This window comes from Ruegeria sp. YTSC325 (assembly GCF_059609525.1).
Genome location: NZ_JBXWLY010000001.1, coordinates 323,660 through 349,534, shown reverse-complemented (window position 1 = coordinate 349,534; position 25,875 = coordinate 323,660). Strand labels below are relative to the sequence as shown.

The window sequence follows — 25,875 nt, the reverse complement described above, 5'->3', positions numbered from 1 at the left end:
ACGCGCATTAACCCAGTGACCCGGGGAATGCCCCGAACGCATAAGTCTGAGTAAGGAAAAGGAATTAACCGACGCTCATGCCAGCGCACGTTGGTGTTGCATCAGGCCGACGGATCGCCGTTACCCAGAAGCTGCACGCCATTGATCTTCCAGCCGTTTTCACGCTGCACCATCTGATAGTCCAGAATATGCACCCGGCCGTCGACGTCGGTGATCATCACCTTCTGCCACAGCAGCCCTGAGATTTCGCGCAGTTCCAGGAACCGCACATCCGACGGACGCCAAACCATCGGATAGCCGCGCTTGACCATCACGCCGAAATTCTCGGGTGTTTGAAACAGACGTTGGATGTTGGGGCTGGCAAAGGTGAAAGCGGTAGCGAAATCATCCGCCTGAAACGCCTGTATCTGGGCGGCGATATTGGCCTCGATCTCGGCATTCTGGGCAAACGCACCCGTAGCCAGACCGGCACTCAGGGACAAAGCAAGCAATAGTCGACGCATGGGGCTACCTCCTAAACCAAGGGTAGCCCCACACGGCATCAGGTCAAATCAGACCAGTTCTCCGGCCAGAGCCTTGTCGATCAGAGCGATGGTTTCAGGCACACCATAAAGCGCGATGAACCCGCCAAAGCGCGGGCCTTGCGACGCACCCAGCAGCACTTCGTAGAGCGCCGTGAACCAGCCGCGCATCGGGTCAAACCGCTCGCGCCCGATGGAATAGACCACCGATTGCAGCGCCTCATCCTCAATCGGGCCGTCATAAGCCTCAAGCGCAGCTTTCAACGCCTCCAGCGCCTCGCGTTCCTGATCCGTCGGCGCGCGATGCTGTCTGGTGGGTTTGACAAAATCGTTGAAGTAGCGCACCGCAAAACCCGCCGCCTGATCCAGATCGGGATGCGTTTCTGCGGTCGCCTCGGGCGCGTAGCGGCGGATAAAGCCCCACAGTGCTTCTTTGTCCTCGGCACCAGATACCGAGGCTAGGTTCAGCAACATCGCAAACGGCACCATAAGCGTCGACTCAGGCACGTCACCGCCATGGATATGCCAGACCGGGTTGTTCAGCTGCGCCTTCAATTCTTGCCCCGGATAGGCACGCAATTGCTGGTGATACTCATCCACCGCCTTGGGAATGACGTCGAAATACAGACGCTTGGCCGTCTTGGGCTTTTGGTACATGAAATACGACAGGCTTTCGGGTGCAGCATAGGTCAGCCACTCTTCCATCGACAAGCCGTTGCCCTTGGATTTCGAGATCTTCTGCCCCTGCTCATCATTGAACAGCTCATAGCTGAGCGACTCAGGCGGCTGTTTGCCCAGCGCCCGGCAGATTTTCGACGACTGCGTGACCGAGTCGATAAGGTCTTTGCCGGACATCTCATAGTCAACGCCCAGCGCGGCCCAACGCATGGCCCAGTCGGGCTTCCACTGCATCTTGACGTTGCCGCCCGTGACCGGGATTTCGACCTTTTCGCCATCGGGCTCCTGATAAACAATCGTGCCCTTGGCCACGTTACGCTCCAGCGTCGGCACTTGCAGCACGTGGCCGGTTTTTGGGCTGATCGGTAAGAAACATGAATAGGTCTCGCGCCGCTCGGGCCCGAGGGTCGGAAGCATGATTTCTTGTATCTTGTCGAACCGCTCCAAAGCGGTCAGCAGAGCCTCATCAAACTTGCCGCTGGTGTAATAATCAGCGGCCGAGGCAAATTCATACTCGAACCCAAAACTATCCAGAAAATCGCACAGCATCGCGTTGTTGTGCTGCGCGAACCCTTCATGCGTGCCAAACGGGTCGCGCACTTTGGTGAGCGGCAGATGCAGGTCTTCTTTCAGTTCGTCCTGCATCGGCACATTGGTCGGAACCTTGCGAAAGCCGTCCATATCATCTGAGAAACAGATCAGCTTGGTCGGGATATCGCTGATCTGTTCAAACGAATGCCGAACCATCGAGGTCCGCGCGACCTCGCCAAAGGTACCGATATGCGGCAGGCCCGACGGGCCATAGCCGGTCTGGAACAGCACATACCCCTTTTCAGGCGCACCCTTCTGATAGCGTTTGAGGACCCGGCGCGCCTCTTCGAAAGGCCAAGCCTTGGACGACATCGCGGTTTCACGCAGTTCAGACATTTTTTAGGTGCTCCATCGGGAAATACAGCGCCGGACGCCCCATGCAACCCGACCGGCCCCTCCTATTGTGCCGGTGCAGCATGAGTCAATAAAGCGCGCTGTTTTTCTGAACGGAAACCCTGACTGCGGCTTACTCGGCTGCCGTTACTTTCGGTGGAAACTTATTGGGCAACAGACCCAAACGCTGTGCCTTATGCACATCAGCCAGTAGATCCCGATCAGCGGCGGCAAACAGCTCTTCGGGGTGGCCCAGTACAAAATACCCCATCTGGTGCATGTCGATCCGATAAGGCGTGCGCAAGATTGTCAGGATATCGAACGGGTCCCGGTCAGGAATGTCGCTTTCCACAGCATAGACCAGTTCCGTGGGCGAGGACGCCAACCCCGAGCCCAGCGCCTTGATCTGCCCGTCCTGTCGGCGCAATCCGAATTCAATCGAAAACCAATAGAGGCGTATCAGCCACGCATAGTCCTTGTCCCCCGCCTGCACCCCGGCCTTGCCGATCGCATGGCTGAAAGCCGCAAAACGCGGGTCGCTCAGTAGGGGCGTGTGGCCGAAGATTTCGTGAAAGATGTCGGGTTCTTCAATATAGTCAAAATCCTCGCGCGACCGGATGAACGAGGCTGCAGGAAAAACTCGATCCGCCAGCATACCAAAGAAGGTCTTGAAACCGATCAGCGCAGGTACCGGCTGCACCCGCCACCGGGTCAGGTCCAGAAGGCGCTCGGATATATCCGCACAGGACGGAACGCGGGTCTTGGGCATCTCCAACCGCTTCAACCCGTCCAGATATTCACGCGCCATGTAGCGCTGCACGTTTTCCTGCTGCGCTGCATAAAGGTCCGCCCAAACCGCATCCTCTTCGGTGGTATAAGCAATATGGCCGCGCGCGTTGGCCTGTTTGGCCACGTATTTGGTGGATTTGGGCATGGAACGTCCTCCTTGATAGAATTTTAGCCCATACTCGTGGTAAAATTGACCTCATGGCGTGAGTAATTGCTAGATTTTTGACCGAAACATTTCGATAATTCTTAAATTATGACTCAAATCCTTCAGCCTGCCGACATCGCCATTCTACAAGAGCTTCAGTCAGACGGACGTCTGTCCATGCAGGATCTCGCCGACCGGACTGGGCTGTCGGCCTCGCAATGTTGGCGGCGCGTGAGGGACCTTGAGGCCACAGGCGTCCTCGCAGGATATGCCGCGCGCGTGCCCGCAAAATCGGTGGGGCTGAATGCGATCGCTTACGTTCACATCGCCCTGAAAGACCACCAAGAAGACAGCATCGCGTCCTTCCTGCGCCTAGTCGAGACAGAAGCCCAGATCGTCGAATGCGCATCGATTACCGGAGATCACGACTTCATCCTGAAAGTCTATGCGCGTACTCCCGAAGACCTTGAACACTTCATTATGCAGCGCTTACTGAAGTCCGGTCTCGTCCGAGATACCCGCAGCAATTTCGTGTTACGTCAGACGAAAACGCGCGGACCTCTGCCCATCCTGTGACGCTTTGGCCGCCGAAATGCGTTGAACCCGATCCCGGTCCCTCCTATCGTGCGCCCTCAGAACAGCTCTATCAGGACCCCGCCATGACCGATCAAGTGCCTCACCCGATGTCACCGCAGGATTGCCTTGTTGCGATCATGGTGGCGATTTCAGCGTCGGACGAAACCATTCGCACGGCTGAACTGGTCAAAATCGAAGGCGCGGTGAACATGTTGCCGGTTTTTGCAGAATACGATGCCGACCGCACCCGTCGTGTATCGCAAATCGTGTTCGACCTGTTCGAGCAAGAGGACGGGTTAGACGCATTGTTCGGCCTGATCCGCGAAAACCTGCCCGCGCGGTTGAACGAAACAGCCTATGCACTGGCCTGCGACGTGGCAGCCGCTGATGGGTCGCTTGCGGAAACCGAGCTGCGTTTGTTGGAAGAAATCCGGTACGAGTTGAATATCGACCGCTTGCATGCTGCAGCGATAGAGCGTGGCGCGCGTGCGCGCCACACGACTTAACTGCCGCTTAGGGTTCCCCATCTTGCAATGAGGGCGCGCTGCAATCTGCGCGACCGGCTATTCCAACTTCGTGCGCCTGACGGGCGTTCGCGTTGAGAGCGTGGTATTTTTGCGCGATGATCAACATCGGCGGTAAAGATGGCGAAAGCCAGCTCAGACCCGTCGGGCGTCGTAATAAATCCACCCAGGCCGGACACGAAATTCAACGTCCCGGTTTTGGCGTCCACCTTGATTGGGTGGTTCTTGACTGGCCGGCCCTGACTGTCAGTTAGATTAAACCGTTTCAGCAATGGACGCAGCGCGCCAGATTTTTGCGCCGCGACCAGCATCTTGACCAGAGCGCTCGGGGCAATGCGCGACGCATCCCCCAATCCCGAGTGATCCACCATTGCGACGCCATCAACCCCATAAGTCTCGGCGGCCCAAAGGTTCATCTCATCCGCCGAATCCGTCAGACTCTGCAATTCCGCGCCACGCGCTCTTGATGCCGTCATACCCACCATTTCGGCAGTGATATTGGTCGAGTATTTGAGCATTCCGCGCAAAATGCTGTCCAGCTGATCGCTGTTATGCACAACCAAAGCAAGACCGACTGGCGCTTGGCGCGTCACTTGCACCCGATCCAAGACAATCCCGTTGGACCGGGCAAGCGTCCGAAACACATCTCCCGCATAAAGGGCGGGTTTGCGCACCGGTAGCCATCGCGCTCCGCCGTTGCCAAGGGCAGCGCGCGCAACAGTCCAGCGATCCTGCCGGGCACTGGCTTCATAGGTGTAGATCGGGGCCTTGCGGGCTTCGACCCACATCGTCGCCATGTCCACCGCGGGCTTATACCGCGCGCTGCGGGCATCCATGGTCACATCGTAGTTGGTTCCGGCCCGTTTCCATTCAAAATGAACACGGTTGAAGTTTAGAGATATCCCGCTGATGGCAGGGCTGTAACCCAAATGGTCAGGTTGCCCCGGATCAATGCTGAACACGTAAGGCAACGCCCCATCATACACTTTGAATGCACCCCGAACTTCGGTGATCCCAACCTCGCGCAGATTGGCTGCCATAGTTGCCAACGCATCTGTATCCAACAATGGGTCGCCGCCACCCACAAGGATCAGGTCGCCATTCAAAACGCCATTTTCAATGGTGCCATCCGCAACCAGCTTTGTCTCAAAGCGGAATTCCGGGCCCAGAACATCCAACGCGTAAAGCGCGGTCAGTGCTTTTGCCACGCTCGCTGGCGGCAAGCCGAGATCTCCTCCGACCGCTTCCAACTCGACCCCGGTCTGCGCATCGGCAACGGCAAAAGCAACCTCACCGCGCAAACCCGCAGCTTGTATCAGACGTTCCGCCCCTAGCGGTTGCGCGCCCCGGAGTTGCGGCCTAAGGGAAACCAGCGGTGCATTCGCCAGGGCAACACCCGGAGCCATCGCTGCCCCAAGGCCAGCCAAAACAAAACGACGTGTGAAACGATCAGCCATAGCCAATTAAAATCCTACAGATCGCGGGCGAACAACCGGTCAAAAGGATTATGCTCCGGTGGGGGCTATTCCGGCAACACCCCATTCGCCGTGATGCCGCGATTGCGAAGTTCAGTTGAACTCACATCAAGCATTGGGACATTGACAAAACACCACGCCGGGGCCTGCGCCCGCCCCAGAAGATGCCGCGCCTGCCCGTCTATGCGATACGTCGCATAGACCTTGGCCGCCGGAGACATTCGCGCTGAAATACGATCACCTGGGCGGGCGACAACACCGACAGGCACGTTATCCATGATGGTTCGCCAATCTTTCCAGAGGTGGAACTGGGCAAGATTGTCAGCCCCCATGATCCATACGAACCGTACCTGCGGATAAAATCGCTGCAATGCCGCCAAAGTATCTGCGGTCGCCCGGGTCCCCGTCACCGCTTCGATATCCGTGACCTCGACACGCGGATGTTGCATCACGTTCTGCGCGGCCCGGACACGCTCCGCCAATGGCCCTGGCCCGCGTGCTTTCAGGGGATTTCCTGGGGATACCAGCCACCATACCCGATCCAACCCAAATGCCTTCATAGCCTCTCGCGTGACATGAACATGTCCCTGATGCGGTGGATCAAAAGACCCCCCGAACAGACCGATTACCTGACCGGGCCTCGCGTATGGTATGGCAAAACGTTCCATCCTTTGCTGTTGTTCAGAACTGGGACGGCTTGTCAATCAACGGGCTGCACGACATCGCCCAGCTTGACCCGGCCGGGTTTGACGACTTCAGCACACCAGCCCCCATGGCCGCGCACGGCAGAATAGCCGCCTTTACCGAAAGCCTCCTCCATCCGGCTGCAGGGCGCGCAGATCACGGTAAAGCGCAAAATCGCTTCACCGACTTGCACCTCACGCCCCTTGAGAGCGGCCAGATTGATCCCTGAGACAACCAGATTGCGCCGCAAGATTTCAGGCGCAACCGGCCCCCCGACCCAGATACGATCCAATCGCGACCAGATGCTCCTGCTGGATCAGGGTCACGGCACGCTTGCCCGCACGAGCGCGGTCGCCTTCAAAACCATCGGCGGAGATCAAAACAGTATCGACCGGTTGAACCTCGGCCCTGCGATCAGGTCGCAGAACAATCCATTCCAGCCGACCCGGCTTGGCCCATCCTGCAATCAGTGCCGCCAAATCCGCCATGCTTCCCCCTTTGCTACAATCGGACAACTACCGCCGCACATCCGAATGCAAAATTCACAAAACCACCAGCTTGCCCCGCCCGCCCCGCTTGGATATCAAGCGGATCAACCCAATTTCCCCGACCCAGAGGACGCGACATGGCCGCCTATCAATATGTCTACCACATGCAGGGTGTCTCAAAGACCTATCCCGGTGGCAAGAAGTGCTTTGAAAACATCCACCTCAGCTTTCTGCCCGGCGTGAAAATCGGTGTTGTCGGCGTCAACGGCGCGGGTAAATCGACCCTGATGAAGATCATGGCCGGTCTCGACAAGGATTTCACCGGCGAGGCATGGGCCGCCGAAGGTGCCAAGGTCGGCTACCTGCCTCAGGAACCGCAGCTGGATGAATCGCTGACCGTCCGCGAAAACGTTATGCTGGGCGTGGCCGAGAAGAAAGCGATCCTCGACCGTTACAACGATCTCGCCATGAACTACTCGGACGAAACAGCCGATGAGATGGCCAAGCTGCAGGACGAGATCGACAGCCAGAACCTCTGGGATCTCGACAGCCAGATCGACGTCTCGATGGAGGCGCTGCGCTGCCCGCCGGACGATGCCAACATCGCCAACCTCTCGGGCGGTGAGAAACGCCGCGTGGCGCTCTGCAAACTTCTGCTGGAAGCGCCCGACATGTTGCTGCTTGATGAGCCGACCAACCACCTGGACGCCGAGACCATCGCCTGGCTGCAACAGCACCTGATCGACTACAAGGGCACCATCCTGATCGTCACGCACGACCGGTATTTCCTGGATGACATCACCGGCTGGATTCTGGAACTCGACCGTGGCCGCGGCATTCCTTACGAGGGCAACTATTCTGCATGGCTGGAACAAAAAGCCAAACGGCTGGAGCAGGAAGCCCGCGAGGACAAGTCCAAACAGAAGACCCTGCAGCGCGAATTGGAATGGATGCGTCAGGGTCAAAAGGCCCGTCAGGCCAAGTCCAAAGCCCGGATCAACGCCTATAACGAGCTGGCCGAGCAGTCCGAACGCGAAAAGCTGACCCGTGCCCAGATCGTCATCCCCAATGGCCAGCGCCTTGGCGGCAAGGTGATCGAGGTTGAGGGTCTATCGAAACACATGGGCGACAAGCAACTGATCGAAGGGCTGGACTTTGCCCTGCCTCCCGGCGGCATCGTCGGCGTCATCGGTCCCAACGGCGCGGGTAAATCGACCCTATTCAAAATGCTCACCGGTCAGGAGCAGCCCGACAGCGGCACCATCACGCTGGGTGACACGGTCGAGCTGTCTTATGTCGACCAGTCCCGCGACGACCTTGCCGACAACGACACCGTGTGGGAGGCGATCACCGGCGGTGCCGAGATCATCCAGTTGGGCGACGCGCAGGTCAATTCCCGCGCCTATTGCTCGTCGTTTAACTTCAAGGGCGGTGACCAGCAGAAGAAGGTCTCATTGCTGTCAGGTGGTGAGCGCAACCGCGTCCACATGGCCCGCCTGCTGAAAGAGGGCGGCAACGTCTTGCTGCTCGACGAACCAACCAACGACCTTGACGTCGAAACCCTTCGCGCGCTAGAAGACGCGCTGGTCGATTTCGCCGGCTGCGCCGTTGTGATTTCGCACGACCGCTTTTTCCTCGACCGTATCTGCACGCATATTCTGGCGTTTGAGGGTGATGCCCATGTGGAGTGGTTCGAGGGCAACTTCGAGGACTACGAAGAGGATAAAAAGCGCCGTCTGGGACCGGACGCGCTAGAGCCCAAGCGGTTGAAGCATAAGAAGTTTGCCCGGTGAGAACCCGAATTTCCAAACGTATGTTCCAATCGCTGTTCTTGGCGATTGGACGCATTGCAAGGTTTGGAAAGACATCGGACCGTGACCATTGCGTCATAGTCGCAAGCAACGGTCGATCCGGAAGTACCGTGACTTATCTTGCCCTTAGCAAGGCACTTAGAAAAAGAAACCCTTCAGCTGTAGAACGCTCGGCCTTCGTTGCTCGTCTCAAGGACGCCGAATTCAAAGCGCCGTTCATCTACAAGACCCATGATTTTCCGCAGGCGTTGTTAGAGTGGCCGGCCAATACCAGAGTAGTCTTTTGCTTCGGTTCCACCAAAGATTCGGCCTTTTCCGTCTATTCGGCAAAAGAGCGGTATGGTGAAGATTGGATCCGACAGCATTTTTATCACCTTCATGCGACTGGCGAATATTGCGATCTGTTTCAGCGGGATATTCTGCAACAAGCCAAGCAGATAAAAGAATGGGCCGTATTTGAGGGCGTCCCCGTTTTATGCGTTCACTATGATGCGATATGGGATCATCAAAACGACATATCGGAATTTACCGGCCTGAAAATGAAGCTCCCGAAACGTGAACAGCGCGCGCCCAAAGAGATTCCGACTGAACTCAGGTCGGCGGCAAGCCAAGTCTACGATTCGATTGATGAAATTGTCGAAGAACTGCCAAGGTGTTTCATAGCATCACCCAAATACGCTGATATTGTCGCCAAGCTTCCGGTTTAGGTGCAAAGCGGAAGGCCAGCGCAAACCCGCTAACTCGGGCGATCGATGACGCCTTATGAACCGATTACGGTACACAAAGACGATCACCCTTGCCACATCCCTACACCAATGCCATATCCAAAGGGCTAACGTTTTTCTATTTCGACCTACTGTCTCCTTTTCCGGCGCTCAGTCATTCGATCCAGACTACGACGCCAGGCTGCCGCATCCCCGTGGGCAGCACCAAACAGGAGAATACGGATATGCCCGCAGGCACCGTTAAATGGTTCAACACCACCAAAGGCTACGGCTTTATCGCACCCGAAGATGGCGGCAAAGACATCTTCGTTCACATCTCGGCTGTCGAGCGTTCGGGCCTGACCGGTCTGGCCGACAACCAGAAAGTCACGTACGAGCTGCGCTCGGGTCGTGACGGCCGCGAAAGCGCCGACGACATTCAACTGGCATAAGCCATTGAAAGGGCAGCGGCTTTCCTCTGCCCTTTTTCTCAACGGGCCCGAATAGTGTGGCCCGTTGACGACATCACATTTCAGTTACTCTTCACCGCAGATTGACCGGATCGGATATCATTCCGACACTCTGTTCAAGATTTTGTTTTTCGAGTGAAGAGATACGATATGTTCACACGCCGAAGCTTCATGACAAGCGCCACCGCCCTAAGCCTTGTTCCGGGCGTTGCATCAGCAAAAACGAAGACTGCTGAATACGACCCGACGCCCCAGTACGTTCGGATCAAGAAAGAATTCCTGCCCGGCCAGCTTCTGGTCGTACCGAGGTCTTTCTACCTGTATTTCGTGACCGAACCGCGCAAGGCGATTCGCTATGGCTGCGGAGTCGGCAAAGCAGGGCTCGAGTTTACGGGAACAGCGACCATCGACGTCAAGAAAGAGTGGCCCACATGGCGCCCCACCAACGAGATGATCGAGCGCGAGCCGGTAACCTATGCCCGTTTCAAGGATAACGACTACGTCCAACCCGGCGGAGGGGACAACCCGCTTGGCGCGCGGGCGTTGTACCTGTTTCAGAACGGGGTCGACACGTATTTTCGCATTCACGGCACCACGCAGCCACAGACGATTGGCACCGCCGCATCAAACGGATGCATCCGGATGCTGAATTCTCATGTTGTCGATCTTTACGAACGTGTGCCGATCGGAACCGTGGTTACAGTCATTTGATCCATTCTATGGCTTACTCGGCAAGATCCAGAACGTAGGGCCCAAGGTCCTGAACGATTAACGCAACGCCTTCGGCATTGGGGTGGATGCCGTCAGGTTGCATTAATCGGCGCGCTGCATTCGGGTCTGCGTCAGATGTGAGACCCGTGAAGAAGCTAGGGGCATAGGCGGTGTCAAATTGCTGCGCAAGATCAGGGTACATCTGATCGAAGGCCGCCTTGTATTCAGCCCCGTAGTTGCCCGGGGCCTGCATGCCGACCAGCAAGACCTCAACACCCGCCTCCTGCGCGGTTTTCAGGATGGCTGTAAGATTGGCACGCGAAACGGCCGGATCGATTCCCCTCAATAGGTCATTTCCACCGAGTGCGACGATCAACCCGTCAACTTCGGGGGTCAGGGTCCAACCCACCCTTGCAGCACCGCCAGCGGTTGTGTCGCCTGAAACACCGGCGTTGATCAAGCGGATGTTAGCATTCTGACCATCAAGCCAACGGCCAAGTTGTGGTACAAACCCATCACGTTCTGGCAGGCCGTATCCTTGCGTCAGGGAATCTCCTAATGCCGCAATCACGACGGTTTCCGCTGTTGCCATGACGCCCCAGCAGGCAAAAAGCATCGTGATCAAAGCCTTGCGCAACATCATAACCGCTCCATATCAATCATCAACGCCCCCGCTTTGGATCGCCCTATGACTCTACCAGTTCTGTCCCTTGAACATGCCGCTTTATCGCTGGATGGCAATGCCGGTCGGGTGGATATCCTGCATGACATCACTCTTTCGGTTGCTCAGAATGAAACTCTGGGGCTGGTTGGGCCGTCCGGGTCTGGCAAGTCTTCGCTGCTGATGCTGATGGGTGGGTTGGAACGGGCAACCAGCGGCAAGATCAACGCACTCGGCCAGGATTTGGGTCGTATGGACGAAGATGCTCTGGCTCGGTTCCGTCGTAACACGATGGGCGTGGTGTTCCAGAACTTTCACCTGATCCCAACTATGACAGCATTGGAAAATGTAGCAACGCCGCTGGAGCTTGCCGGCCAGAAAGATGCATTCTCCCGTGCGCAAGCGGAATTGGATGCGGTCGGCCTTTCCCACCGGCACGAACATTACCCTGCACAGCTGTCGGGTGGCGAACAACAGCGCGTCGCACTTGCGCGCGCGGCTGCTCCTCGACCGAAAATATTGCTGGCGGATGAGCCAACTGGAAACCTTGATGAAACCAACGGCGCGGCAATCGTCGATCTTCTGTTTGACCTGAGGGACCGCCACGGCGCGACATTGGTCCTTGTAACCCACAGCCATAGCCTGGCCCGTAGGTGCGACCGTGTGATCCGCTTGCGTGATGGCAGGATTACCGAAGACACACGGCAAGAGGCCGCCGAATGAGCCTGCGCCTTGCGGGGCGGCTAGCGCGGCGCGAGTTGCGCGGCGGCTTGCGTGGTTTCCGCGTTTTCCTTGCCTGTCTGGCGCTTGGGGTGGCTGCCATCGCAGCTGTTGGCTCGGTCAGATACGCAATTCAGAACGGCCTGTCACAGGAAGGGGCCGCGTTGTTGGGCGGAGACGCACAGTTAGAGTTCACCTATCGCTTCGCGTCCGACGATGAGCGTGCTTGGATGGCACAGGCGGCCGAGGCAACCTCCGAAGTCGTCGATTTCCGGTCGATGGCCGTAACCGGGCAGGCAGAGACCGCGCAGCGCGCGCTGACGCAAGTAAAATCCGTGGACGATGCCTATCCTTTGGTGGGCGAAACCGTATTAGAGCCCACCATGACTCTGTCCCAAGCTCTTGAGGGCGATCAGGGTTTGCCCGGTGCGGTCATGGACCCGTCTTTAATGGACCGATTGAACCTGTCGGTGGGCCAAACTTTTGCTCTTGGCTCGCAAGACTTTGTGCTGACAGCTGCGCTTATCCACGAACCCGACGGAGCGGCAGACGGGTTCGGGCTGGGCCCACGCACACTGGTTCGCACCGAGGATTTGGGCAGTTCGGGGTTGTTGGCACCCGGAACACTGTTTTCAACCAAGTACCGGTTGGACTTGCCACGCGACACTGACCTTGCCCAGCTGGCCACGACCGCAGAAAAGACGTTCGACGGCACCGGAATGCGATGGACCGACGCCCGAAACGGGGCACCCGGCATCGCCGAGTTCGTAGATCGGCTCAGCGCGTTTCTGGTGCTGGTTGGCCTGTCCGGACTGGCGGTCGGAGGCATCGGCGTATCAGCCGCCGTACGGGCCTATTTGTCACAAAAAACGGAAACGATTGCGACGCTGCGCACACTGGGTGCGGATCGAGCAACAATTTTCCAAACCTATATGATCCAGATCGGGATCCTGTCTGGTATCGGGATCCTGCTGGGCCTTGTGCTGGGTGGTCTGACACCCGTGCTTCTTGCCCCATTGATCGAGGCGCGCCTGCCCGTACCCGCAGTGTTTTCTTTCTACCCCAAACCGCTGGCCGAGGCGGCACTTTATGGAGTGCTAACTGCGTTTTTGTTTACCCTTTGGCCATTGGCCCGCACTGAACAGGTCCGCGCGGCAACACTCTTCCGCGATGCCCTTTCATCGGCACACGTTTTTCCGCGCCCTGTATTCCTCATGGCGACGGTCATCGGGCTGGGATTGCTTGTTGCCTCTGCAGCTTGGTTCAGCGGATCGACCCGCCTGACGCTCTGGACTGCCGGAGGGTTGGTCGGCGCGCTGGCGCTGTTGGCCCTATCGGCATTTGCCATCCGCAAGCTGGCTCGTGTCAGCGCCCCCTGGGCACGCGGTAAACCCGCAATGCGATGGGCGCTGTCTGCCATTTCCGATCCAAGGGAAGGGGCAGCGTCGGTTGTTCTTTCGCTTGGTTTGGGGTTGTCTGTTTTGGCGGCAGTTGGCCAGATCGACGGCACACTTCGCAATGCGATCTCGGGAAATCTGCCGGATGTGGCACCGTCGTATTTTTTCGTAGACATCCAAAAAGACCAAATGCCCGGCTTTCTCGAACGTCTGGAAACCGACCCGGCTGTCAACCGCATCGAGAGTGCTCCGATGCTGCGCGGCATCATCACTCAGATCAACGGCAGCCCTGCGCGTGATGTGGCGGGTGATCACTGGGTTCTGGACGGCGACCGAGGCGTTACGTATTCAGCAACGCCACCAAGCAACGCGCGTGTCACCAAAGGGGACTGGTGGGACGAGGACTATGCAGGCCCCCCTCAGGTCAGTTTCGCCGCAGAAGAAGCCGAAGAGATGGGGCTTAACCTTGGCGACATGCTGACAGTCAACATCCTCGGGCGCGACATCACGGCAGAGCTGACATCCCTGCGCGAAGTCGACTTTTCCAATGCTGGCATGGGATTCATCATGTCGATAAACCCGTCCGCCTTGGCCGGAGCACCGCACAGTTTCATCGCGACAGTCTACGCCGAAGAACAGGCCGAAGGTCCGATACTGCGTGACCTTGCCGGGCAGTTTCCCAATATCACTGCCATTCGGGTGCGCGACGCAATTGACCGGGTGTCAGACCTACTGGCCGGTCTGGCCGCTGCGACGTCTTACGGTGCAGGCGTATCGCTGTTGACCGGGTTTCTGGTTTTGATCGGCGCCGCTGCAGCGGGCGAACCGGCCCGACGATATGAAGCCGCGATCCTGAAAACGCTGGGCGCTGACCGGCGTCGCATCCTGCTCAGCTTCACCATGCGCGCAGCTCTCTTGGGGGCAGCTGCCGGAAGCGTGGCACTGTTGACGGGTATTCTGGGCGGATGGGCCGTCGCCACCTATATTTTTGACACTCGTTTTGCGGTCATCTGGCCCTCGGCCATTGGCATTGTTCTGGCCGGGGTTCTGGTCACGCTGGGCGCAGGTCTGATCTTCGCTTTGCGCCCTCTCGCAGTGAGACCGGCCCGCATTCTGCGCGCCAGTGACTGATCCTATCGCACGCAGGCCACGGGTTGCAGTATCTGCAACAGTTGGTCGTTGTCGCATACCAGCGCGTCCAGCGTGATGTCATCTAACGACGCATAAAACACTTCGGCAGCATCTTGCAGCGCCAACCGCAAACGGCACGCATCGGTCAATGGGCACGTGTTGTCTGCATCGGCAAAACACTCGGCCAGCGGCAGGTTCCCTTCGACATGGCGAAAGACCGACCCGATACGAATCTGGTCAGCGGGTCTGGCAAGCGTCATGCCCCCGTTTCGACCCCTTTGCGTGCTGAGATAGTCAAGCTGGCTCAGTTGATTAATCACCTGCGCCAAATGGTTTTCCGAGATGTTGCACACTTCGGCAATCTCGGATTTGGTTACAAGCCTGTCCTGATGCGCGGCACAATACATCAGCAGGCGCACCGCAATATTCGTCCGTTTGGTAATGCGCATGGTCGCCTCCCAAATTTCAAGATGCGACCTTATTGCATGTCCGGCAAAAAAGCGGTTTGACATACATCAATCGGCGCAAAGGACACAGCGGCACATGGCAGACCCTTACTTCTTTGGCTACGGAAGCCTGGTCAACCTTGCGACCCACGATTTTCCGGATGCCCGCCCTGCCCGCCTGAAGGGCTGGCGCCGCGCTTGGAGGCATACGGACCTTCGCCCGGTGGCATTTCTAACGGCCATCCCTGATCCGAATAGCGAAATCGAAGGCATGATCGCACATGTGCCTCGAAACGATTGGGCCGCTCTGGATGAACGAGAATGGGCCTATGACCGAGTACCCGCAACCCAAGCCGTGACACATCCCTTGACTCATGATGTGGAAATCGCTGTCTATGCAGTGCCTCATGGCCGTCACGCCAAACCGACCAATCGCCATCCCTTGCTGCTCAGCTATATCGACGTGGTTGTACAAGGCTATCTGCGGGCCTTTGGCGAAGCCGGGGCGGACCGCTTTTTTGCCACCACTGATGGATGGGATGCTCCGATCCTAAACGACCGCGCCGAACCTCGCTATCCGCGCCACCAGCAGTTGAAACCGAACGAGACCGAATTTGTGAATACCCGCCTGCAGCATCTTTCTGCAAAACTGGTCCACTCTTTGTAAAAAAGGCCGGGGACGCTTGCCCGGCCATTCTTTGGTAGAAAATACGTGCGCCGCAGAGCGCGTTTATCACCCGCGCGCGCGGATCACTTGCAGCAAGGGCAGCAAAGTCGCCATTTCCGGTCCGCGCTCCATCCCTGTCAGCGCTTTGCGCAACGGCATGAAAAGCCCCTTACCTTTGCGGCCCGTGGCCTCTTTGACGGCCTTGGTCCAGGCACCCCAGGTTTCACCGTCAAACGGGCCTTCTGGCAGCAGCGCAACAGCTTCGGCGATGAATGCACGATCCTCGTCAGCGACCAAAGGTTCGGCCCCGTCGCGGCACAGATCCCACCAGCCCTTCAGATCAGCCAGAGTCGTGATGTTCTCGCGCGCCATGGCCCAGAACGACTCGGCCAGCTCAGCCGGGACACCCGCATCGGCGACCGCATCGGCCACATCGGCCAGTGGCAACGATTGCAGGTGTTTTGCGGTCAGCGGAAACAGGTCCTGCACGTCGAATTTGGTCGGCGCCGCGCCAAAACGGCCAATGTCAAACCCGTCAATCAGCTCGGCCATGTCCGAACGCAATTCGACCGGATCAGAGGACCCTAGACGCGCCATCAAGCTCAGCAGAGCCATCGGCTGCACGCCCTGTTCGCGCAGATCGCGCAAGGCCAGCGTACCCAGACGTTTCGACAGCGCCTCACCCTGCGGGCCAGTCAGCAGCGAGTGGTGCGCAAAGCGCGGGCAGTCTCCGCCCAGCGCCTGAATGATCTGAATCTGCGTCGCGGTATTGGTCACATGGTCCGAACCGCGCACCACATCGGTCACGCCCATCTCGGTATCGTCGACCACAGACGCGATGGTATACAGAACCTGACCATCCCCTCGGATCAGCACCGGATCAGACACTGACGCCGCATCAATCGAGATGTCGCCGAGAATACCATCAGTCCACTCGATCCGCACATGATCCAGCTTGAAACGCCACACACCATTGCCGCGTTCCGCGCGCAGGGCCTCTTTCTCGGCCGCCGACAGGTTCAGCGCGGCGCGGTCGTAGACCGGCGGCTTGCCCATGTTCAGCTGCTTCTTGCGTTTCAGGTCCAGCTCGGTCGGTGTCTCGAACGCCTCATAGAAACGACCCATCTCGCGCAGCTTGTCGGCTGCTTCGGCGTAGCGATCCAGACGGTCGGACTGACGCTCGACCCGGTCCCAATGCAAACCCAGCCACTCCAGATCCTGCTTGATCGCGTCGACATATTCTTCCTTCGACCGCTCGGGATCGGTGTCGTCGATGCGCAGGATGAACGTGCCGCCTGCCTTGCGAGCGATCAAATAGTTCATCAGCGCGGTGCGCAGGTTGCCCACATGGATGTAACCGGTGGGCGACGGGGCGAAACGGGTGGTTGTCATAGGTGTCTCCTGTTGGCGCGGCTCTTGTCACAGGATGGGCATTTTGTCCAGCACATGCAGGAAAACGGGGCGGCAGGAAACAAATCTGTCTTCAGATCCGGCGCGGATCGCAACATGAGCAAAAATTAACATGCTATGTTCGCTCACGCAGCCCATTTCACTGATGTGTGAACTGGCAAGTGGCCTTCACCGATCTAGGATTAGAACTGGTGATCTGACAGGGAGAATGAGACATGACCATCAAACTGACACGCCGCGCAGCGCTCGGATCAGCCGCAGCATTGCCTTTTGCCGCCGCTGCAACCCCAGTGCTGGCAGCAACGAACGAAACCAAAGCGAACTCGACAATCGCCAAATCGTTTCAACTGGGCGATTTCACTGTCACCTCGCTTTTGGATGGCAGTTTGCCGCGTGACGGCGCCAAAGAGATTTTTGGCGGCGGTGCCTCGGACGAGGAATTTGCCAAGGTCTCGGCCGACAACTTCATCCCTGCCGACCAAGCACAATTCTTCTTTACCCCGACGCTGGTCAACACCGGATCCGAGCTGGTTCTGTTCGACACCGGCCTGGGTCAGGGGGGTATTCAGGCCGCTCTTGCAGATGCGGGGGTTACCGCTGATCAGATCGACGTCGTCGTACTTACCCATATGCATCCCGACCACATCGGCGGCATGACAACCAATGATGCCCCCACCTTTACCAACGCGCGTTTTGTGACCGCTTCGCCCGAATATGATTTCTGGGCAGCTCAGGATGCAGGGAACCGCGTCGGCGATCTCGTTGCCGCCAAGGTCACTCCGCAAGCTGAAAAGATGACATTCCTTGGCGATGGCGGAGAAGTCGCATCAGGCATCACAGCCGTCGCGGCGTATGGCCATACACCGGGCCACACTGTCTATCACCTTGAAAGCAACGGGCAGCGTCTGGTGCTGACTGCTGACCTCGCAAACCACTATGTCTGGTCTTTCGCGCATCCCGAATGGGAGGTTCGCTTTGACATGGACAAAGCTGCAGCCACAGCATCACGCCGTAAGGTTTTGGGTATGCTGGCCGCAGATAAAGTCCCGATGATCGGATTCCATATGCCGTTCCCTGCAGCAGGTTTTGTTGAAACACGCGGGGATGGTTTCCGCTTTGTCCCCGTCAGCTATCAGATGATGGGCTAACCCTTAATACCCTGGGTCCGGCCGCACGCGTGAGCCATCGGTAAAACGTGACAGACGAAACGCGGCCGGATCAACACATGGTGTTGTGTCCGCGACCAGATCCGCCATAAGGCGGCCCGCGCCGGGCGCTATGCCAAAGCCGTGGCCGGAGAAGCCCGTGGCGATGAACATACCCGGCATCGTATCCACACCCGAAATGACAGGTATGGCATCGGGTGTAACGTCGATCATCCCCGCCCAACTCTGAACCAGTTCACTTGCCTGTAAGGCCGGAATTGCTTTCTGCGCACTCGCCCAAGCGCGGCGAAGAACCTTGCCCGAAGGATCGGGGTCCAGAACGCGGGTATGCTCGAACGGCGTGACATCGGTAGGCAGCCACGATCTGTCCTCTTGTGCTTCGACCGCCCAACGTTTGGACCATCGGAACCGGAGTGATCGCCATTCCTGCCGAAATGCGGGCAGAAAACGCCGGGCCAATCGAAAGCTGTCAGGGACGATATCCACCGTATTCTCATGGCCAGATGCTATTGTGTACCCTCCGTCCGCACGTTTACGAATTGCGAAGTCGTCCGACCATAAAGCTGTCTCGGGACCTGCAACCGGAGAAGCCCGTAACACCGTGTTCAGCACTTTGAGCTGTGGCAAATCTATACCCGCGTTGCCTGCGAAAAGGCGGGACCAGGCACCTCCTGCCAATACCGCGGAATCACAGGCGACACGGCCGCGTTCAGTGAAAACCCCGGCAATGCGCCCATCCTGCACATCCACGCTGCGCACTGCACAGTTGGTCATGAGCACCGCACCCCTGTCGCGGGCTGCCTCGGCGATCGCAGGGGCTGCCCACTGCGGCTCGGCCCGCCCATCGCGAGGCATGTAAAGCGCGTAGTTCAATCCAGTTTTGTGGTCCGGCAACACAGCGTCCAGTTCAGTGCCAGACAGCAATTCTGCGCCTGTCTGCAATCCCTCAACATGCTGCGCCCACCGTTCGAGGTTTTGGGCCCCGCGGCGACCCGAAGCACCAAACAGAATTCCTGACCGGGTAAATCCGGTTTTGCGCCCGACACGGTCATCAAGCCCATCCCAGAGTTTCTGGGCCTCCAGCATCAAAGGAATTTCGCGAGGATCCCGCAAACCCAATCGCACCCAACCCCAATTGCGCGAGCTCTGCTCACCAGCTATGTGGCCTTTTTCGCAAAGTAGAACCCGTGCGCCCCGCTCGGACAGCTCCAAAGCGGTTACGGCACCAATAATTCCTCCTCCGATCACCACGACATCCACGGATTTCGGAAGGTTCAAATCTGGTTCCACGTGGGTGGGTTTCGGGCCGGGCATCTACCGCTCTTTTATCATTGCTCGGACCGCAATGAATGCCCGTCGCACAACCAGTGGCAATACGACCGAAGTCGTGGTTGTTACTATTTTCGTGATCTGTGGCTATCGCGCACAGTTTCCAAAAAACGTAAAAGCTCAGGCTGCCCCGACCAGTTCAGCCCATTTTTGCCGTAGAGAGGCAGAAAACCCGATGACAGTGTAAGGCGCAGCTTCTTGCGGCTTGTCCTCGGATGCCGGAATCGTTGGCGGTGTTGGCTCTGGTTCCGACTTGACCGAATGCTCTTGGTTCATCAGGTCGGCAATCGCCAGGTCCAGCTTGGTTTCATCCAGGACCTGACCTTCCGATTCCATGGACTTCCACGGTAACGGAGAATGCAGTGGTTTATCGTATTCCTCACGCATGGCGATACCAAATCGTTAACACAGACATCTGAGGCGACGCGCAAACTTACCTGGTCGAGTCAACCGTCCGGTTTGTCCAACCCAATTGCGTCACACCCGCCCGACATTGGGCGATAATACAGCTAAAATGTGGCGAAAAAGCGGCCTGTCGACAAGGAAAACTGCCAAACAAGGGCTACCACCCCACTCAAAGGGGATTGAGTGGAAACACTTTATCACAGTTAGGGAAATTGGATCGGGATTACCGACAATCTATCTCAGGAGCGGTCGCGCCACCGGTTCGCTATCGGATAGCGGCGATCCAGCCAGAAGGCACGACTTGTCAGACGTGTTCCGGGCGCAGACTGAAACCGCTTGTACTCTGAGATATAGATTAGATGCTCGACCCTGCGGGCATCCGCTTCGTCAAAACCAGCAGCAACGCAATCAGCGATCGAGCCGTCCTGATCGACTAGAATATCCAAAAGCGCGTCCAACACCGGATAATCCGGCAAGCTGTCACTGTCTTTCTGATCCGCGCGCAGCTCGGCGCTGGGGGGTTTGTCGATAACCGACGGCCGAATAACTTCGCCATTGGGGCCCTTCATCCAGTCGCGATGATTGGCATTCCGCCAACGGCATGTTTCGAAAACCCGTGTCTTGTACAGATCTTTGATCGGGTTATAGCCGCCATTCATATCGCCGTAGATCGTGGCGTAGCCCACGGCGACCTCGGATTTATTACCGGTGGTCAGCAACATCTCGCCGAACTTGTTTGATATCGCCATCAGCAGCAGCCCGCGCAGACGGGATTGAATGTTTTCCTCGGTCAGATCCTCGTCCCGCCCGGCAAAGAGCTGGGACAGAGTCCCAGTAACGGCCGCCCGGCTATCCGAAATCGGAACATAGTCGTAATGCACGCCCAGCGCCTTGGCGACGGCCTCGGCGTCGTCCAGCGAAGCCTGGCTGGTATATTCCGACGGCAGCATGACACAGCGCACGTTCTCGGCCCCAAGCGCATCCACGGCAATCGCGGCAACGAGCGCTGAATCCACCCCCCCGGACAGTCCAAGCACGCACTTTTTGAACCCCGTTTTACCCATGTAATCACGCAGAGACTGGACCATGGCGCGGTAGTCCTGCTCCCATGCATCGGGCTGCGGCACGATATCTGCCGGAACGATACGCCACCCGTCGTCCCCACGCTCCAGATCAACATGAGCCAGGGCCGCGTCAAAAACGGGCATTCGGAAAGCAAGTTCTCCGCCCGGGTTCAGGCCAAAAGTCGCGCCATCAAATACCTGGTCGTCCTGTCCACCGACCATATTCAGATAGATCAGGGGCAACCCTGTCTCGATCACACGTGCAACCATATGATTCAGGCGGATGTCGTATTTGTCGCGAAAATAGGGCGAACCATTCGGGATCAGCAGGAACTCGGCCCCGGTCTCTTCCAGCGTCTCGGCCACATCCGGATGCCAACTGTCCTCACAGATCGGGCTGCCGATGCGCGTATTGCCAACTGAGTAAGGCCCCCCCAAAGGGCCTGAATCATAAAGGCGCACTTCGTCGAAAACGGTTTCATTGGGAAGATGATGTTTCAACACCTTGCTACTGACCTTGCCGCCCTTCAGAATCAGGTAAGCGTTGTATAGGTGGCCGTCTTCCACCCAAGGCCCGCCGATCGCCAGAGCAGGCCCATCTGCACATTTCGCGGCCAAAGCCTCGACAGCGGCCATGGCCGTGCGATGGAAAGCAGGCTTCATGACCAGGTCCTGCGTATTGTACCCGGTTATGAACATTTCCGGCAAAGCCACCATGTCGGCCCCAGCGGTGCGCGCTTGTTCCCATGCGTCAAGCGCCTGCGCCGCATTGCCTTCGATATCCCCCACAGTCGGGTTGAGTTGCGCCAGAGTGATGCGGAAACGGTCGGCCATGCTGCCCTCTTGCCCTCGTCAGTCTTATGCCATTTAGCAGATCGCGGCGCGAGTGAAAGGCAAATGCGGCAAAAGCCGTTGCCCTGCCCCCTGCGGTATCTTAGTTTTGCGCAAAAGGATGATAACCGGGCAGGTTGGAACGATCATGAATGCATTCCGCACCTCAATTGCTGTAACGGCCCTGGCCTTGATGGCCGGAACCGTTAGCGCGCAGGAAGGACAAGTGATCACGGCCGATGATGAGGTCGGCGGCGTCTACGAAGGTACGTTTCTGAACGGCCTGCGCCACGGAACCGGCACGTATCGCCTACCGGACGGGTTCGAATACACTGGCCAGTGGTCCGAAGGCGAAATTCAAGGTAGCGGCATTGCCCGATACGCGAATGGGTCGATCTACCAAGGTATGTTTGCAAAGGGTCAGCCCGAGGGGCGTGGCAAGATCATCTATACTGACGGTGGCAGCTATGAGGGCGACTGGGCTAACGGCACGATCAACGGCACCGGCATTGCGACATATGCGAACGGCCAACGGTACGAAGGTGGGTTCAAAGATGCCAAGCGTCACGGCAAAGGCATTCTGACCAATCCGAACGGCTACACCTATGACGGTGATTGGGTCGAGGGCGTCAAGCAGGGCAAGGCCAAAATCACCTGGGCAAACGGTAACGTTTATGAAGGCGACGTCCTAAATGGGCAGCGCCATGGTGAAGGCACTCTGACCGTTCCCGACGGCATGACCTATAGCGGTGCGTGGCTTGAAGGTCGGATGACCGGAAAGGGCCGGCAGGTTCTGGCGAACGGAGACGTCTACGAAGGCGACATGCTGGACGGGCGCCGTCAGGGCATCGGCAAGGCGACCTATGTGAACGGCACGACATACGAAGGCGCGTATGTCGATGACCGTCGAGAAGGCAAGGGCCGCTTTGTTGGCGCAGACGGGTTTGAATATAACGGCGAATGGTCCGGAGGCCAGATCGACGGGTTCGGCGAGATGACCTATCCTGACGGCTCGGTCTATGTGGGGGATTTCAGCGTCGACCTGCCCCACGGCAAAGGCGTACACACTTACCCGGATGGCACTGTATACGACGGTGACTGGATCGCTGGCATTTACGAAGGCCGCGGAACCGTCACCTATCCCAACGACGTGGTCTATTCGGGCCAGTTCAGGAACGGCCTGAGCCATGGCTCAGGTGTTCTGAAATTGGCCAATGGTTATGTATACGAGGGCGAATGGGTTGACGGAAACCGCCAAGGCACTGGCAAAGCCAGCTTTCCGGATGGCACAGTCTATGAAGGCGAATTCCTGAACGGCAAGCGGCACGGCCAAGGTACCGTCACCACGGCACGCAATTTCACATATACCGGTGGGTGGGTTGACGGAAAAATCAGCGGTAGCGGGATCGCGACCTATGCCACAGGCGACGTCTACGAGGGCAATTTCCGCGACAATAAACGCCACGGTGACGGCACCATGCGTTATGCCAATGGAGAGGTCGAGACTGGCACCTGGGAAAACGACGTCTTGCCCAGCAGCGGCGAGGCTGAGACGACAGCGCCAGAGGAAACCCCGCCCGCGGCCCAACCGACCGAGACGCCCTCGGACGGGTAGCTCAGGCTACCACGGAACGGTCTGACCCGCCCAATCGAAGAAGCCGCCGGTATCAGCATGGGTCAGTGATTGAGCCACAGCCAGCAGGTTCTGAGCCGCCTTGTCCGGTTTAACTGCCGGATGACGACCTACGTATTTCTCGGTGAACGCGGTTTGAACCGTGCCAGGATGCAAGGCTACGCACACACTTTGTTTATGCGTCCGCGCCAACTCGATCGCGGTTGTATGCACAATCTGGTTCACGGCGGCCTTGGCCGCGCGGTAACTGACCCATCCACCCAACCGGTTGTCGCCGATGGACCCTACGCGGGCCGAAAGCACGGCAATCAAGCAGCGCCTGTCACGGGGCATCAGTCTGGCTGCGTGCCCCAGCACCAAAGCGGGGCCTACCGCGTTCAACGCAAACTGATCCATCATGGCTTGCGCAGACACTACCTTTATCGACTTTTCCGGCGTGGCCCCGTCGATCTCAAGCGCGCCGGACGCGACGAAGATCATGTCATAAGGGCCAGTTAGCGTACCGAGAATCGCGTTGGATTTGTCCGGATCCATCAAATCGAACCCGTCCATAGACCGCGACAGGGTCGTGACTGAAACAGAGTGCCCAAGTAGCCGCGCGTGAAGGGCTGAACCGATCCCCCCGGACGCGCCGATGATAAGTGCCGTTTGCATGCTTCTTCACCTAGCAGCCTGCCCTCACCAATCAATATTTCCCGAAAAACAAACACGACCGGTAACAAGCTGCAAATTCCGTCTTTTCATTCGCGGCGCTGTCTGTATAACCTCAACCCCATGATCAACCGCGCAGACATCCTTGTTGCCGACACCGCCCTTGGCGGTGCGTCGCTGCGTGGCCTACTGATCCTAATCCGCCTCTGAGCGTGCCATCCGGCGCGCCCGCTCAGAGGAGGACGCCCGCGCGCCATAGGCTTTAGGACAGAAGAAGAAAGAGATTCCCATGACCAACGTGACCGACCAAGACCGCGTCTTGATCTTTGACACCACCTTGCGCGACGGCGAACAAAGCCCCGGCGCAACCATGACCCATAACGAAAAGCTCGAAATTGCCGAGCTGCTGGACGAAATGGGCGTCGACATCATCGAGGCCGGTTTCCCAATCGCCTCCGAGGGTGATTTCAAAGCTGTCAGCGAGATTGCCGAGCGCTCGAAAAACAGCCGCATCTGCGGTCTGGCCCGCGCCAATTTCGCAGACATTGATCGCTGCTGGGAGGCGGTGAAACACGCACGCCTGAACCGCATTCATACCTTCATCGGCACCTCTCCGCTGCATCGCGCCATTCCGAACCTGACCCAGGACGAGATGGCCGAGAAGATCCACGAAACGGTCAGCCATGCACGCAATCTGTGCGACAACGTGCAGTGGTCGCCGATGGATGCCACCCGGACCGAGTGGGATTACCTGTGCCGCGTGATCGAGATCGCGATCAAGGCGGGTGCGACGACGATCAACATCCCCGACACGGTGGGTTATACCGCTCCGGTCGAAAGCGCCGACCTGATCAAACGCCTGATCGAGACCGTAACGGGTGCAGATGAGGTGGTTTTCGCCACCCACTGTCACAACGATCTCGGCATGGCGACGGCGAACTCTCTGGCCGCTGTGGCGGGCGGAGCGCGACAGATCGAGTGTACCATCAATGGTCTTGGCGAACGCGCCGGCAACACCGCGTTAGAAGAGGTCGTGATGGCACTGCGCACGCGCAATGACATCATGCCGTGGCACACAGGTATCGACACCACCAAGATCATGCATATCTCGCGTCGTGTGGCGACGGTGTCCGGGTTCAATGTGCAATTCAACAAAGCTATCGTCGGCAAGAACGCCTTTGCGCATGAAAGCGGCATCCACCAGGACGGGATGCTGAAGAACCGCGAAAACTTTGAGATCATGCGCCCCGAGGATATCGGCTTGTCCGGCACGTCTTTGCCGTTGGGCAAACACTCGGGCCGCGCGGCCCTGCGCGACAAGCTCGAGACCTTGGGCTTTGATTTGGGCGACAATCAGCTCAAGGACACCTTTGTACGGTTCAAGGATCTGGCCGACCGCAAGAAAGAGGTCTTTGACGACGACCTCATTGCCTTGATGACCATGGATCAGCACGACGACTATTTGCAGCTCGTGTCGATGAAGGTGACCTGCGGCACAGGCGGCCAAGCCGAGTCTACGGTCGAACTTGAGATGGATGGCAAGGATATCATCGCCACCGAACATGGCGACGGTCCAGTGGACGCGACTTTCAAGGCAATCCGTGCGATCTATCCCAACAAAGCGCATCTGCAACTCTATCAGGTCCACGCAGTGACCGAAGGAACCGATGCCCAAGCCACGGTGTCTGTTCGGTTGGAAGAGGACGGCATGATCGCTACCGGTCAGTCGGCGAACACCGATACCGTCGTCGCCTCGGCCAAAGCTTACATCCACGCGCTGAACCGCCTGATTGTAAGACGTGAAAAAGCGGGTCCGGGCGCTGATGCGCGCGAGATCAGCTACAAAGATTTGACCTGACCGAAC

25 protein-coding genes and 1 pseudogene are annotated in these 25,875 nt (G+C 57.9%); 12 read left to right on the top strand and 14 right to left on the bottom strand.

Annotated elements, in window-relative coordinates:
* Positions 1-101: 101 nt before the first annotated feature.
* The 3 genes and pseudogenes from AC2FF7_RS01800 to phhA form a co-directional block, all read right to left on the bottom strand.
* On the bottom strand, positions 102-503 hold the full coding sequence (locus AC2FF7_RS01800) for a DUF4864 domain-containing protein (RefSeq protein WP_170751680.1): 402 nt from the start codon (positions 501-503) through the stop codon (positions 102-104).
* Positions 504-551: 48 nt separating this feature from the next.
* Entirely contained in the window at positions 552-2,126 is a 1,575-nt protein-coding gene (locus AC2FF7_RS01795) for a lysine--tRNA ligase (RefSeq protein WP_496905108.1), read from the bottom strand.
* A gap of 130 nt (positions 2,127-2,256) precedes the next feature.
* Positions 2,257-3,063: pseudogene (phhA, locus tag AC2FF7_RS01790) on the bottom strand (phenylalanine 4-monooxygenase); the annotation flags it as partial.
* 102 nt (positions 3,064-3,165) lie between these two features.
* Between phhA and AC2FF7_RS01785 the strand changes: the two are divergent.
* Positions 3,166-3,633 (top strand): Lrp/AsnC family transcriptional regulator, encoded by a 468-nt coding sequence (locus tag AC2FF7_RS01785; RefSeq protein WP_480866943.1) that lies wholly within the window; start codon positions 3,166-3,168, stop codon positions 3,631-3,633.
* Positions 3,634-3,716: 83 nt separating this feature from the next.
* Positions 3,717-4,139, top strand: a complete 423-nt coding sequence (locus tag AC2FF7_RS01780) for a tellurite resistance TerB family protein (protein ID WP_170353444.1) — start codon at positions 3,717-3,719, stop codon at positions 4,137-4,139.
* Here AC2FF7_RS01780 and dacB read toward each other — a convergent pair.
* The 4 genes from dacB to AC2FF7_RS01760 form a co-directional block, all read right to left on the bottom strand.
* A complete protein-coding gene (gene dacB / locus AC2FF7_RS01775; RefSeq protein WP_170751688.1) occupies positions 4,136-5,614 on the bottom strand; it encodes a D-alanyl-D-alanine carboxypeptidase/D-alanyl-D-alanine endopeptidase in 1,479 nt (492 codons plus the stop codon). The genes AC2FF7_RS01780 and dacB overlap by 4 nt on opposite strands.
* Positions 5,615-5,679: 65 nt before the next feature.
* The gene (locus AC2FF7_RS01770; RefSeq protein ID WP_480866940.1) at positions 5,680-6,300 is read right to left on the bottom strand and encodes a nicotinate-nucleotide adenylyltransferase; all 621 of its coding nucleotides are present in this window, start codon (positions 6,298-6,300) and stop codon (positions 5,680-5,682) included.
* A 32-nt stretch (positions 6,301-6,332) separates the two neighbouring features.
* Positions 6,333-6,608, bottom strand: a complete 276-nt coding sequence (locus AC2FF7_RS01765) for an MOSC domain-containing protein (protein ID WP_496905107.1) — start codon at positions 6,606-6,608, stop codon at positions 6,333-6,335.
* Positions 6,571-6,804: a hypothetical protein gene (locus AC2FF7_RS01760; RefSeq protein WP_496905106.1), complete on the bottom strand. Its 234-nt coding sequence runs from the start codon at positions 6,802-6,804 to the stop codon at positions 6,571-6,573. Before AC2FF7_RS01760 ends, AC2FF7_RS01765 begins: the two co-directional genes overlap by 38 nt.
* Before the next feature lie 137 nt (positions 6,805-6,941).
* On the opposite strand from AC2FF7_RS01760, the gene ettA reads away from it, so the two are divergent.
* The 4 genes from ettA (at position 6,942) to AC2FF7_RS01740 (ending at position 10,500) form a co-directional block, all read left to right on the top strand.
* Positions 6,942-8,597 carry an energy-dependent translational throttle protein EttA gene (gene ettA / locus AC2FF7_RS01755; protein ID WP_209195269.1) on the top strand — a complete coding sequence of 552 codons (1,656 nt, stop codon included), beginning with the start codon at positions 6,942-6,944 and terminating at the stop codon, positions 8,595-8,597.
* A gap of 128 nt (positions 8,598-8,725) precedes the next feature.
* Positions 8,726-9,322, top strand: a complete 597-nt coding sequence (locus AC2FF7_RS01750) for a hypothetical protein (RefSeq protein ID WP_480866936.1) — start codon at positions 8,726-8,728, stop codon at positions 9,320-9,322.
* Positions 9,323-9,564: 242 nt separating this feature from the next.
* On the top strand, positions 9,565-9,771 hold the full coding sequence (locus tag AC2FF7_RS01745; RefSeq protein ID WP_170350547.1) for a cold-shock protein: 207 nt from the start codon (positions 9,565-9,567) through the stop codon (positions 9,769-9,771).
* Positions 9,772-9,939: 168 nt separating this feature from the next.
* Positions 9,940-10,500: a L,D-transpeptidase gene (locus AC2FF7_RS01740; protein ID WP_170353450.1), complete on the top strand. Its 561-nt coding sequence runs from the start codon at positions 9,940-9,942 to the stop codon at positions 10,498-10,500.
* 13 nt (positions 10,501-10,513) lie between these two features.
* Here AC2FF7_RS01740 and AC2FF7_RS01735 read toward each other — a convergent pair whose 3' ends face one another.
* Complete coding sequence (locus AC2FF7_RS01735; RefSeq protein WP_480867149.1) at positions 10,514-11,140, bottom strand: arylesterase; 627 nt, start codon at positions 11,138-11,140, stop codon at positions 10,514-10,516.
* Between the two features lie 48 nt (positions 11,141-11,188).
* Between AC2FF7_RS01735 and AC2FF7_RS01730 the strand changes: the two genes are divergently transcribed.
* Both AC2FF7_RS01730 and AC2FF7_RS01725 read left to right on the top strand, forming a co-directional pair.
* Complete coding sequence (locus AC2FF7_RS01730; RefSeq protein WP_496905105.1) at positions 11,189-11,884, top strand: ABC transporter ATP-binding protein; 696 nt, start codon at positions 11,189-11,191, stop codon at positions 11,882-11,884.
* Positions 11,881-14,409: an ABC transporter permease gene (locus AC2FF7_RS01725; protein ID WP_496850015.1), complete on the top strand. Its 2,529-nt coding sequence runs from the start codon at positions 11,881-11,883 to the stop codon at positions 14,407-14,409. The genes AC2FF7_RS01730 and AC2FF7_RS01725 overlap by 4 nt, the downstream gene beginning before the upstream one ends.
* A 2-nt stretch (positions 14,410-14,411) precedes the next feature.
* On the opposite strand, the gene AC2FF7_RS01720 is transcribed toward AC2FF7_RS01725, so the two are convergent.
* Positions 14,412-14,858: an RrF2 family transcriptional regulator gene (locus tag AC2FF7_RS01720; protein ID WP_209195274.1), complete on the bottom strand. Its 447-nt coding sequence runs from the start codon at positions 14,856-14,858 to the stop codon at positions 14,412-14,414.
* Positions 14,859-14,952: 94 nt separating this feature from the next.
* Between AC2FF7_RS01720 and AC2FF7_RS01715 the strand changes: the two genes are divergently transcribed.
* Positions 14,953-15,522 carry a gamma-glutamylcyclotransferase family protein gene (locus AC2FF7_RS01715; RefSeq protein ID WP_480866930.1) on the top strand — a complete coding sequence of 190 codons (570 nt, stop codon included), beginning with the start codon at positions 14,953-14,955 and terminating at the stop codon, positions 15,520-15,522.
* A 66-nt stretch (positions 15,523-15,588) separates the two neighbouring features.
* Here AC2FF7_RS01715 and gltX read toward each other — a convergent pair whose 3' ends face one another.
* Positions 15,589-16,914 (bottom strand): glutamate--tRNA ligase, encoded by a 1,326-nt coding sequence (gene gltX / locus AC2FF7_RS01710; RefSeq protein WP_496905104.1) that lies wholly within the window; start codon positions 16,912-16,914, stop codon positions 15,589-15,591.
* Positions 16,915-17,147: 233 nt separating this feature from the next.
* Between gltX and AC2FF7_RS01705 the strand changes: the two genes are divergently transcribed.
* On the top strand, positions 17,148-18,080 hold the full coding sequence (locus tag AC2FF7_RS01705) for an MBL fold metallo-hydrolase (RefSeq protein WP_170751699.1): 933 nt from the start codon (positions 17,148-17,150) through the stop codon (positions 18,078-18,080).
* Positions 18,081-18,083: 3 nt separating this feature from the next.
* Here AC2FF7_RS01705 and AC2FF7_RS01700 read toward each other — a convergent pair whose 3' ends face one another.
* The 3 genes from AC2FF7_RS01700 to AC2FF7_RS01690 form a co-directional block, all read right to left on the bottom strand.
* On the bottom strand, positions 18,084-19,412 hold the full coding sequence (locus AC2FF7_RS01700) for an NAD(P)/FAD-dependent oxidoreductase (protein ID WP_480866925.1): 1,329 nt from the start codon (positions 19,410-19,412) through the stop codon (positions 18,084-18,086).
* Between the two features lie 135 nt (positions 19,413-19,547).
* Positions 19,548-19,814 carry a hypothetical protein gene (locus AC2FF7_RS01695; RefSeq protein WP_496905103.1) on the bottom strand — a complete coding sequence of 89 codons (267 nt, stop codon included), beginning with the start codon at positions 19,812-19,814 and terminating at the stop codon, positions 19,548-19,550.
* 257 nt (positions 19,815-20,071) lie between these two features.
* Positions 20,072-21,730: an NAD+ synthase gene (locus AC2FF7_RS01690; protein ID WP_170751705.1), complete on the bottom strand. Its 1,659-nt coding sequence runs from the start codon at positions 21,728-21,730 to the stop codon at positions 20,072-20,074.
* A 145-nt stretch (positions 21,731-21,875) separates the two neighbouring features.
* Between AC2FF7_RS01690 and AC2FF7_RS01685 the strand changes: the two genes are divergently transcribed.
* Positions 21,876-23,342: an MORN repeat-containing protein gene (locus AC2FF7_RS01685; RefSeq protein WP_496905102.1), complete on the top strand. Its 1,467-nt coding sequence runs from the start codon at positions 21,876-21,878 to the stop codon at positions 23,340-23,342.
* Positions 23,343-23,348: 6 nt separating this feature from the next.
* On the opposite strand, the gene AC2FF7_RS01680 is transcribed toward AC2FF7_RS01685, so the two are convergent.
* Complete coding sequence (locus AC2FF7_RS01680) at positions 23,349-24,014, bottom strand: SDR family NAD(P)-dependent oxidoreductase (RefSeq protein ID WP_480866921.1); 666 nt, start codon at positions 24,012-24,014, stop codon at positions 23,349-23,351.
* Between the two features lie 286 nt (positions 24,015-24,300).
* Here AC2FF7_RS01680 and AC2FF7_RS01675 point away from each other — a divergent pair, with 286 nt between their 5' ends.
* Positions 24,301-25,869 (top strand): 2-isopropylmalate synthase, encoded by a 1,569-nt coding sequence (locus AC2FF7_RS01675; protein WP_480866919.1) that lies wholly within the window; start codon positions 24,301-24,303, stop codon positions 25,867-25,869.
* Positions 25,870-25,875: the final 6 nt, after the last annotated feature.